Source organism: Streptomyces sp. NPDC030991 (genome assembly GCF_055571235.1).
On the sequence record NZ_JBVIFR010000051.1, the window covers coordinates 1 to 10,525 of the forward strand.

Annotated in this window: 10 protein-coding genes; 2 read left to right on the top strand and 8 right to left on the bottom strand. The window is 69.7% G+C overall.

Translation table 11 applies throughout. The annotated features are described in order from the left end of the window. Positions 1-90: 90 nt before the first annotated feature. A complete protein-coding gene (locus tag ACZ45E_RS39690; RefSeq protein ID WP_468231395.1) occupies positions 91-507 on the bottom strand; it encodes a glycosyl hydrolase in 417 nt (138 codons plus the stop codon). A 367-nt stretch (positions 508-874) separates the two neighbouring features. Between ACZ45E_RS39690 and ACZ45E_RS39695 the strand changes: the two genes are divergently transcribed. After that, a complete protein-coding gene (locus ACZ45E_RS39695) occupies positions 875-2,446 on the top strand; it encodes a hypothetical protein (protein WP_468231397.1) in 1,572 nt (523 codons plus the stop codon). Positions 2,447-2,590: 144 nt separating this feature from the next. Here ACZ45E_RS39695 and ACZ45E_RS39700 read toward each other — a convergent pair whose 3' ends face one another. The 7 genes from ACZ45E_RS39700 to ACZ45E_RS39730 form a co-directional block, all read right to left on the bottom strand. After that, complete coding sequence (locus tag ACZ45E_RS39700) at positions 2,591-3,964, bottom strand: tryptophanase (RefSeq protein ID WP_468231398.1); 1,374 nt, start codon at positions 3,962-3,964, stop codon at positions 2,591-2,593. Continuing rightward, complete coding sequence (locus tag ACZ45E_RS39705) at positions 3,937-5,193, bottom strand: tryptophan dimethylallyltransferase family protein (RefSeq protein WP_468231401.1); 1,257 nt, start codon at positions 5,191-5,193, stop codon at positions 3,937-3,939. Before ACZ45E_RS39705 ends, ACZ45E_RS39700 begins: the two co-directional genes overlap by 28 nt. 348 nt (positions 5,194-5,541) lie before the next feature. After that, positions 5,542-6,888: a cytochrome P450 gene (locus tag ACZ45E_RS39710; RefSeq protein ID WP_468231403.1), complete on the bottom strand. Its 1,347-nt coding sequence runs from the start codon at positions 6,886-6,888 to the stop codon at positions 5,542-5,544. Next, the gene (locus tag ACZ45E_RS39715) at positions 6,885-7,490 is read right to left on the bottom strand and encodes a GTP-binding protein (RefSeq protein WP_468231406.1); all 606 of its coding nucleotides are present in this window, start codon (positions 7,488-7,490) and stop codon (positions 6,885-6,887) included. Before ACZ45E_RS39715 ends, ACZ45E_RS39710 begins: the two co-directional genes overlap by 4 nt. Further along, positions 7,465-7,854 (bottom strand): DUF742 domain-containing protein, encoded by a 390-nt coding sequence (locus ACZ45E_RS39720; RefSeq protein ID WP_468231408.1) that lies wholly within the window; start codon positions 7,852-7,854, stop codon positions 7,465-7,467. Before ACZ45E_RS39720 ends, ACZ45E_RS39715 begins: the two co-directional genes overlap by 26 nt. Continuing rightward, on the bottom strand, positions 7,851-8,249 hold the full coding sequence (locus tag ACZ45E_RS39725; RefSeq protein ID WP_160509868.1) for a roadblock/LC7 domain-containing protein: 399 nt from the start codon (positions 8,247-8,249) through the stop codon (positions 7,851-7,853). Before ACZ45E_RS39725 ends, ACZ45E_RS39720 begins: the two co-directional genes overlap by 4 nt. Next, positions 8,246-9,442, bottom strand: coding sequence for an ATP-binding protein (locus ACZ45E_RS39730; protein WP_468231409.1), 1,197 nt, complete (start codon positions 9,440-9,442; stop codon positions 8,246-8,248). Before ACZ45E_RS39730 ends, ACZ45E_RS39725 begins: the two co-directional genes overlap by 4 nt. 782 nt (positions 9,443-10,224) lie before the next feature. Here ACZ45E_RS39730 and ACZ45E_RS39735 point away from each other — a divergent pair. Continuing rightward, positions 10,225-10,416, top strand: coding sequence for an antitoxin (locus tag ACZ45E_RS39735; protein WP_468231412.1), 192 nt, complete (start codon positions 10,225-10,227; stop codon positions 10,414-10,416). Positions 10,417-10,525 lie beyond the last annotated feature (109 nt).

Here is a 10,525-nt window from a genome sequence, read left to right on the forward strand (position 1 = left end):
GCTCCACACCTACAATCACCACCGCGGACACACCGCACTCGCAGGCAAACCACCCGCCAGCCGCGTCCCCAACCTCACAGGGCAATACACCTAGTACCACCCGGTGCAGGTGATAGCCGTGCCGTCGCCGGAGTCGCCGCAGGCTCGCATCAAGGAGCCGTTGGCGTCCCTCCACGCCTCAGTGTGGACGCTGGTTCCCGAGTCGACCCTCCGCCAGCCCAACTGCGGCTCCCAGGTCCGGCCGCCGTCGTGGCTGCGGTCCACCCAGACGTGCATGCCGACAGAGCCGTTGGTGACCCGCCCCCAGGCACAGGTGTTGTTCCCGGAGCCGTTGTACCTCAGCTCGAAGAGCTGTCCCTTGGCTCCCCCCGCCGAACGAGCGGTCCCGGTGACCACGCCGGTGCTGCAGCCGTCCGCGGCGCCGGCGGTGGTGGCAGCTCCGGACATGGCCAGTAGCCCCGTGCTCATGGCCAGTGCCGAGACAGTGGCCGCGATCTTCTTGTTCATGCGCATGTCTTCTGTTCCCCCTTGGCAGGAGCCCTGCGGCTCTCGTGGTCAACTGCGACTTGCGTGTTCTCCATGCCCCCGGCAGGACGCGGCTCCCGCCCAGGTGGGCGGGGCCTTCCCGGTGAGTGCCCCACGTCGGATCTCCGACCCGCAGATGCAGACCGAGGACCACTCGTCGACGAGCGTAGGCCGCGATCCGTGACCCAGGCGCACCAATACGTGCGCCGTGACTCTCCAGTTTGTGCACGGGGAGCAGATCGCGTACTCGTGCTCCGGGATCTGCTGCTTCGGCCACCTGCTCCTGCCTGCGCAGCGCGTGACCCCGGGCGCCCACGGACACCCGCGGGGGCGCCGATAGGCTCCTGTGATGCGCCTGGTACCCGACGACCCGTTCCCCGAGATCGGCCATCCGTTCACCACCGACGTGAGTGCGGACGGCCGCTGGATCGCCGTGAGTTGCACGCCGGGAGGCCGGGGCGAACGGGGCCGGATCGCCGTCTACCGGTCGAGTGATCTCGCTCTGTGGGACCAGCTCGTGCTGGAGTGCGGCGTCGAGGCGCTCGCCTTCCATCCGGTCCTGCCCGTGCTCGCCGTCGGCACGGAGGATTCCGACGACGGGTTCGACCGCCGGGGCGGGCTCCATCTGTACGAGCCGGAGGTTCGGCGCCGCACCGACGTGGTCGTCGCCGGAGGAAGCATCGGTGATCTGCGCTGGCGGGACGCGAGCCGCCTGGAGGTGACGTTCGCACGGCCGCTGATCGATGACGAGGACGAGGGCCGGGAGACGTACACGCGAGCCGTCGCCGAGTGCGACGACTGGAACGCCGTCACGGCGGACCGGCTGGCGGCGCTCGTCTCCTGGCCGCAGGTGCCCGTGGAGAACGACTGGCCCACTGCCGACGGACCGCACATCCGCCGGCCCCACGAGTTTCTCGCCGCCACGGCCGCCGAGCGGGGCCTCGTCTGGACCCGGCGGACCGGGACGGCCCTGGTGGAGACTCTGCGGGACGGCCGTGTGCTCGCCGCGGCACGGAGCGGCGGCCCCCTCCTGGAGTGCTGGTCCCCGGACGGCACCCTGCAGTGGTCCGTGCCGGAACCGGAGGACACCTTCGAGCGCAGCGGCTGTCGCTGGTACGTGACCCCCGACGGGGAGAGCGTCTGGATCACGGTCCTCGTCGGCACCAGTGACAACCGGCGCACCCGACTGTGCCGGTTCGCTCTCGCCGACGGTGCTCAACTGACCGAACTCCGGCTCGGCTTCCCCGTGGCCATCGCAGCACGTACGGACGGCGCCTGGGTGGCCCGGGACTCCAGGGAACTGTTCCCCGGCGCACGATGGCCCCCGTACGAGAGCGTCGTGCTCACGCCGACCGGGCGGCAACTGGCCACCCTGGCGCTGGGGGAGAGCAGCAGTGGCTACGACTTCCCGGTCGGGCGCTCGCCCCATCTGCTCTTCCTCTACGGCGTCGGCGACACCGATGTGCGGCCCGAAGCGCTGGAGAAGTGGGTCGTGCGGGCCGGCCCCGACGGCATCGAGCGGTTGTTCCAGTTCGCCTGGGACGACTCCTTGGGCCGTCGCCTGGACGGCGGACCGGCCGTGTACGTCGACGACGACGCCGGGCCGGGACTGGTCCACACGTGTACGACGAGCGACGACACGTATCTCGTACGCCGCTCCTACCCGGACGGCGCCGCGGTCTGGGCGCACCGCTTCGACGCTCGGATCACCGGGCTCGATGTGCACGGCGGTCTCGTCCACGCCGTGACCGGGGCCCGCGAGCTGCTCACACTGCGGGCCGTAGCGGGCACGGTGGTCCGGCGCGAACCACTGACCCTCGGCGGGCACGTCTATACACCGACCTGCCTGAGCGCGGGCCCGGACGGTGACCTGGTCATCGGCACCGCCGAGGGGCGGCTGATCAGGATGCGGAAGAGCTGAGGAGCGGCTCCGGCCGCGGAAGGACGGCTGGGCCACTCCGGCCGCCCGTCACCCGGCCGCAGCGGCGAGGACGGCGCCGACCTCCCTGGAGAGGAGAGAACCGGCGCCGCTGGCCTCGCTCTTGCCCGGCGCGTCGAGCAGTGATCAGCCGGCGGACTGCACGGGCTCCAGCCTGATGCTGAAGTGGCGCAGGATCGGCGACTGGCCCACGATGCGGTAGCCGCGCACCGATTCGGGGTTCTTGGCTATGTCGGCCAGGGTGGCGGCGACATGGTCGTAGTGGCTGCGGGTGTAGACCCGTCGGGGAAGCGCGAGCCGCACGAGTTCATACGGTGCGGTCTTGACCGGGTTGCCTTGTTCGTCCTCTTCCCCGAGGTACAGGCTGCCCAGCTCCGCGGAGCGGATGCCTCCGCGCAGATACAGCTCACAGACCAGCGCGGTCCCCGGGTACTGATGCGGGGGGATGTGGGGCAGAAGCCGCCCGGCGTTGACGTAGAGGGCGTGCAGACCTGCCGGCTCCACGATGTCGACCCCGGCCTCGCGGATGCGCGCGGCGAGGTGGCCGGCTATGTCGGCGCGTTCGGCGAGGTAGGCCGGTTCGGTGACCTCCACGAGTCCGCGGGCCATCATGTCGAGGTCACGGCCGGCCAGGCCGCCGTAGGTGGTGAACCCCTCGGTGGCGATGAGCAGGCCCGCGCACCTCTCGGCGAGGTCGGGGTTCTTCAGACCGATGAAGCCGCCGATGTGGACGATGCCGTCCTTCTTCGCGCTCATGACGCAGCCGTCCGCGAGGCGGAAGGCTTCCTCGGCGACCTGGCGGGGGGTGCGGTGGGCGTAACCGGGTTCGCGTTGCGTCACCAGCCAGGCGTTCTCCGCGAAACGCGCGGCATCCAGGATCAGGGGTACATCGTGGCGGCGGCACAGTTCGGCGGTCCGGTGCAGGTTCTCCATGCTGACCGGCTGGCCGCCGCCACCATTGTTGGTGATGGTCATCAGCACGGCCGCCACGGGCGCCTGATGCGCGTTCTCCAGCGCCTGTTCGAGGGCGAACAGGTCGATGTTGCCCTTGAACGGGTAGTCGCTGTCGAGGTCCTTCGCCTCGGCACAGGGCAGGTCGTAGGCCTGGCAGCCGGTCAGTTCGACGTTGGCGCGGGTGGTGTCGAAGTGGGTGTTGGACAGCACGCTCGTGCCGGGCCTGAGCAGCGAGGAGAACAGGATGCGCTCGGCGGCACGGCCCTGGTGTGCCGGCAGGATGTGGGGGTAGCCGGTGAGCTCGGAGACGACCTCGTGCCACCGGTAGTAGCTGCGGCTGCCGGCGTAGGACTCGTCGCCCTGCATGCCCGCGGCGAGCTGGTCCGCGGAGATGGCGCCGGTCCCCGAGTCGCTCAGCAGGTCGATGGTGACTTCGTCGGCACGCAGATCGAAGGGGTTGTAGGCGACCCGCTTCAGCGCGGCCTCGCGCTCCGCCCGGGTGGTGAACGCGATCGGCTCTACAACTTTGATGCGGTATGGCTCCACGTGACTTCCTTTTGTGCGGTGTGTGGACTGGCGTGACCGGCGGCCTCGCGCCCGGGGTTCAGAGCGCTCTGGGGTCGTTGTGCGGGCAGAAGGCCGAGGTGCGCGTACTGCTCCTGCGGCGGCCGGATCAGGTAGGCCTCGGAGGAGAGATAGGCGGTGATGCGGGGCTGCCGGTTGCGCTCGTACACGAGAGCGAGGTAGGCGATCAGCCCCACACCATCGGCGAGCTGTCGCCGCGTGAGAGCGCGCAGGCTCCGGCTCAGGACCTCGGGGTCCATGCCGAACCGGGTCAGCAGAGCGGCGGCCCGGGCGAGGGCCTCCTCGTCGTCGCGCACGTAGTCACGGACGGGGATGTGGAGCGTGAAGCCGCTCGGGTCGCTGTCGCCTTCGGTGAAGGAGTGGCAGGTGAGCGCAGACCGCCGCAGAAGCCGCGGCGTTCCGTCCCCGTCCTGCCCGGACGGTGGAAGGGAGCCGGCGGCCGCGTGGAAGAAGCAGCGGATGTCTGCCGCCGCGGCCCCGGAGGGACGGCTGAGCGCGCAGGCGTCGTCGGCCGACATACGCGAGTGCTTCACATAGACCTTGACGCGAGGTGACTTCCAGGCGCCCAGATCCAGTGCGAGGAACGGATAACCCGCCGCGGGGGGAAGGTGGGCGAAGGCCTTGCCGTAGCCGAGTCGGCGCAGCGCCTCCCGCACGGTGCGTGCGGCGTGCTCGGGTCCGGCGGCGGAGGGGTTCAGATAGACCTTGACGCCGGGGACCCCTCCCGCACGCAGGTCGAGCGCGTACCACAGTGAAAGTGGTCCCTCGGCCGCGGTGGGGAAGAACAAGTCTTCCAGGGCGTCGAGTTGGTCGGTGGAGAAGTTCCAGCGGGCGGCCATCGCGCGGATGGCGTCGAGCCCCGCGCGGCCGCTGTCGCTCATGTCCTCATGGGCCCACCCGGGCTCCACGAGCACCCGCAGCGCCGGGGCGGCGTCCGACGTGCTCGCGAGGGAGAACTCGACGGGGGTGTGGTCGTCGGAGAGGAAGCTGGGCGACGCCGGGGGCAGCGACAACGGCCGCCGGGCGGCACCCGCGAGGGAGTCGAGCAGGACCTGTCCGTACAACGTGGTGTCCGCCTCGCTCAGCCCCACCATGGCGCCCAGGCGCCGCAGTTGACCGAGCGTGTGATCGCCGAGGGTTGTTCCACCGGGCTCGGCCGCCGGTATGCCGGCCTCCGGCAGGGGTGTCATCGCGTCCCTCGCACGTCATGGCGCGAGAAGCGTCTGCTGGCAGCGGAAGTACGGCGACGTGCTCCGCCAACCAGGGGAGAGACAAAGGCCGATCCGCCACATACGACGGGTATTCGGCCCCGCGCCTTGTCGGGGTCACCGCCCCCGCACGGGTCCTTCCTGCTGGAGGTGGTGCGTCGTTGACCCGGCCGGTTACCTGCGGAACGGGGCGCGGAGGTTGCGAGGTTCACTGCCTCTCCTTCATCTCGTGTCACTCCAGACACTCCGCGCTGTCCTACCCTCGTAGTTGATCTTTCATGCAGGCTACAACAACTGCCTGTGTCGCCTGCGTCACAGGGGGTGTGGCGACTACTGGCCCGTCAGCCACTTCCGGAAGCTGCTCCAGCGTCCCGCCTTGCCGCCGGCCTGCGGTGTCGCGGGCGCGGGTGCGACGGGAGCGTGCGCCTGGTCGCGAGGGGGCGCGGACGCCGGCTCGGGCTGCGCCGCGGGGCGCGGGGTGACCGCACCGAAGCGGACGGGCAGGCTGGCCAGGGCCCGGTTGAAGGGGCCTGGCCGCCAGGCGAGGCTGTCCGCGGGGACCGCGAGTTCAACGTCCGGCAGCGCGTTGAACAGCGCCTCCAGGCCGGTCAGCGCGATGAGCCTGGCCGGTTCCTTGGACGGGCAGGCGTGCGGGCCCGAGCTCCAGGCGAGGTGACCCCGCGTGTCGGCTCCCTGGTCCGCGAGCGCCGTGTTGGCGGCACCGAAGCTCACCAGGACCAGCTCGCCGGCGCGGACCTTGTCGCCGGCCACGTCCGTGTCGGCGACCGGGTAGTGCGGCGCGTAGTTGGACATGGGCGCGTTGCGCCACAGGGTGTCGTCCAGGGCCTTGTCGAACTGCCCGTTGCGCGTATACGTCTCGTTGGTCAGCATCGTGTAGAAGGCGTTGCCGATGAGGTTGCCCTCCGGCTCGCCGCCCGCCCCGAGGAGCAGCACCAGCGTGTGCGCCAACTCCTCGTCGGTCAACTGCGCCGAGTGCTGCATCAGGTAGGACGTGATGTCCTCCCCGGGCTGGGCGCGCTTGAGCGCCACCAGCTCGCTGACCGCCTGCAACAGGACCTGGCTGGCCTGCTCGGCGTTGACCCCGTCGAACATGCCGGAGATGCCGAACAGGACCCGGTCGCCGATCTCCGCCGGGCATCCGAAGAGCTCGTTGAAGACGTACAGGGGGAGTTGCTGCGCGTAGTCCCTGAGCAGGTCGGCCGAGCCGCGGGCGCTGAACTGGTTGATGAGGAACTGGGCGGCCTGGTTGACGATGCGGCTCAGCCGGCCGTTGCTGACACGGGCGAAGCTCTCGGTGATGGCCTGCCGCAGCCGCACGTGGGCGGCGCCGTCGGTGAACATGCAGTTCGGCCGGTAGGCCAGCAACGGCAGGACCGGGCTGTCGGGGCGGATGAGGCCCTCGTTCAGCGCACGCCAGCGGCGTGAGTCCTTGCGGAAGGTGGTCGGGTCCTGCAACAGCTCGAGAGCGGCGCTGTAGTCGGTCACCAGGGTCGCCTCCACGCCGGGCGCGATGGTGACCGGCGCCGTCGGGCCGAGCTGGTGCATGTAGCGGTAGTACGCGTGCGGGTTCGCAGCGAACTCCGGTGTGTCCAGGGGTATGCGCTGCCCACTGCCGTGAGCGGGGCAGCCGGGCGGGGGTACGAGAGGGGTTGTCATGCGTGCTCCAGGGCGGCGCGCTTCTGCAGATAGCGGACCATGGTGATCAGGGCGTTGACGGACGACGCTTTGTCGCGCGCGTCGATGGTGACGACCGGGGTGTCGGGCAGCAGGTCGAGCGCCTCCCGGACCGCGTCCGGAGTGTGTACCGTGCTGCCGTCGAACTGGTTGATGGCCACGGCGAAGTCGAGCCCGTAGCTCTCGACCAGATCCATGACCTCGAAACTGTCGGCCAGCCGCTCCGGGTCCACCAGGACCAGGGCGCCCAGCGCTCCGCGGGCCATGTCGTCCCACAGATTGACGAACCGCTGCTGGCCCGGTGACCCGAACAGGTACAGCACGACGCGCTCGCTGAGGGTCAGGCGACCGAAGTCCAGGGCGACCGTGGTCGTGGTCTTCCCCTGCACTCCCTTGAGGTCGTCGACGTTCTCCGAGAGGCTCGTCATCTGCTCCTCGGTGGACAACGGCGCGATCTCGGAGAGCGAGCCGATGAGAGTGGTCTTGCCGACGGCGAAGTGCCCGACGACGAGGATCTTCACCGCGGTCTGCTGTGCACCGCTGCGCACGTAGGCGTCCTCAGACAGAGAGAGCCTTGAGGCCATCGAGCACCTCCTGAAGCAAGGACTTGTTGGCGAGACGAGCCGAGGGCACCGGCGCACGGGTGACCAGATAGCCCCCCTCGGCGAGGGAACTGAGCAGCACCTTGACGACACCCAGAGGCTGCTGGGAATGCGCGGCGATCTCAGCGACCGAGAGGTAGCCGTTGGAGCACATCTCCAGGATCTGCTGCTCCTCGGGCGAGAGCCGCTGGGGGCGCTGCTGCTCATCTGCGGCCGTCGTGACGAGGGTGATGAGGGCGAACTTGCCCTCGCCGGGCAGGTCGCGGCCACGGGTGATGACGTAGGGCCGGACTAATGCTCCGGCCTCGGACACGAGCTCGGGCTCGGTGCGGTCGGGATCCGTCATGAGGTGACCGTGTCGGTGCGGCGGCCGGTCGACATGGCCTTGCCCAGTCGGCTGACCAGCTGCTGCATCCGATACGTGATGTCCCCCATGTCGACCTCGGCGGACGCTGCCACGGCGAGGTAGGAGCCGCCTCCCGCGGCGTTCAGGAACACCCACCCACCGTCGAACTCGATGAGCGTCTGGCGCCAGGTCGTGCCGTCGTCACCACAGAAGAACCCGACGGACCGGCTGAGCGACTGCAGTCCGCTCACGGCGGCGGCCACCTTGTCGGCGTCGTCCCGGCCGATCTCCGCCGTGCGGGACATCTGCAGGCCGTCGGCAGAGATCAGGACCGCGTGGAGGGCATGGGGGATCGCCAGCGCGTCCTCAAGCATCCAGGACAGGTCGTCGCTCACGGGGCATCGAATCCTTCGTGTGAATCGGCAGGAGTGTCGCGTTCGACGGCCGGTACCCCCGCACCTCGGCCGCTGAGAGTGCCGCGCTGAAATGCGCCCATGGCCGCCACCCGTGCCTCCGCCGACCGGGCCGGCGGCGCGGTCGCTTCGTCGGCCTGGTTGTCGGGCACGAGTGCCATGGCGCGCTTGTTCCGTCGCCGGGGCAGCCCGTCCGCTGTCGTCGCGGGGGCCGAACCGCTGTCCCCCGACCCCGAGTTGGCCTCGTGCGTCGCGGTGGGCCTCGCCGGTTCCGGCATGTCCGTCAGCAGCTCCTTGGGCACCATCACCACCGCGCGGACGCCGCCGTAGGGAGAGGTGCTGTCGATGGTGACCGTGAACCCGAACCGCGCGCACAGCGCACCGATCACCGCGAAACCGAACGCCGGAGGGTTGCCGAGCTCGGAGACGCTCACCGCGGACCCACCGGACAGCAGAGCCGTGGCGTTCGTCTTCTCTTCCTCGCTCATCCCGACACCCGCATCGTCGATCACGATGCAAATGCCCTTGGGCACCGTCCGCACCTCGACGTCGACCATGGATGACGGCGCCGAATAGCTGGTGGCGTTGTCGAGCAGTTCGGCCACGGTCAGCGCGACCGGCTCCACGGCGCGGCTGGTCACCGCGAAGTCCACCCGCGAGGCGATGTCGATGCGCTGGTAGTGCCGGATACGGCCCTGAGCCCCGCGGATCACGTCATAGACCGACGCCGCTTCCCGCTGCCGGCCGAGCCACCCGCCGCACAGCACAGCGATGGACTGCGCACGCCGGTTGAACTGGCTGTTCATGTGGTCGACGTCCAGCAGATCCCGCAGCACGGCGGAGTCGCCGTACTTCTTCTGCAGCCCGGAGATGGCCCGTTGCTGCTCCGCCGCGAGGCCCTGGAGGGTCTGCATCGCAGACTTCAGTACGGTGTTGGTGGCGTTCTCCGCCTCTTCCTTGGCCTGCCGTACCACCTCGTCGTAGCCCCTGCGGAGCTCTTCGACGGTGGACTGGAGGCCGGCGCGACTGCCCTGCACTCCGGCCAGCTCGCTTTCGAGGCCCTGCTTCTGCCCGCGCAACGCCTTGATCGTTCGTTTCTGGCGAACGACAACCATGGTGGCGACAGGGACGCCGGCAGCAAGCGCCCAGACTGTCGGATCCTGCAAAATTGTCATGTGACTCTCTTTGAGCGGCTGGAGTCCAGCTCTCGGAATCTGTCCATGCGAACCCTCGGCTGTGGGCAGCCCCGGAGAGCCCTCTGGCGGTAACCAGGCTGAGGAGAAAGCCCACGTGGCATGTGCCCGAGATCGTAACACCGGACGATCATGAAGCTCTGTCAAGTACGCCACGCCGTTGCAACGTTGGCGAAAAACCCATGCTCAGGTCGGTGGAGAAGATGTGGGAGCGGCGTGGGAGACTCGCGACAGCCTGCCACGCGCTGAGCCGCCCAGCGCCGCGCCGTCCGACTTTCCGCAGCGCAGCGACGCTTCCCCGCCGCAACCGGCGGACCGTAGCGGAACGCGGACCGGCGAGGCGAAGCCCAGATGATGGACGTCCGCCTGGCGCAAGATGGCCCATTTGGGCGCGGCTGCGAGGTCCCCTTCGAGGCGGCACGTGATGAAGTACCGCCGCTCCGCGGCACCGCAGAGGTTCTGGGGCGACCGATACAGCCGACTCAGGTACGACGGAGAGTGCGTGCTCCCCGACGGCGGCATCCTCGTGAACAGCCCACCGCTCGCCTGGTTTTGACTGCCCCGACGCCGTTGCGGCCGCAAAGCTCTCGAAGAAGGAGCGGCGCGGATCCGCGCACGGGCGGCAGCACGAGCATGAGACAGACCGGCACGTCGATCCTGCGCTCCGGGCAGTCGCGGGCCCGGCCGGGGCGGCTGGTGTAGGAGCGTACTGGCCGGGTACCTGCTGCTGAGTACGGAGCACGCGATATTTGCGGGAGGTACTCATGGGCAAGCTGGGAGACATGGCGAGCAAGGCCAAGGAGATGGCCAAGGGCCACCCGGACCAGGCCGACAAGGGTGTCTCGAGCGCCGAGCGCCTCGTGGATGAGCGGACGGGTGACAAGTACGACGCCCAGACCGACAAGGCGGCCGACGCGGCCCGCCGTTCCTACGGCAGCGACACGTCGCAGCGCTGACCCTCATTCCGGACAGACGTGGGGGGGGGGGGGGGGGGGAGGGGGGGAGGGGGGGGGGGGGGGGGGGGGGGGGGAGTGGGGGGGGGGGGGGGGGGAGAAGAAACCGAAT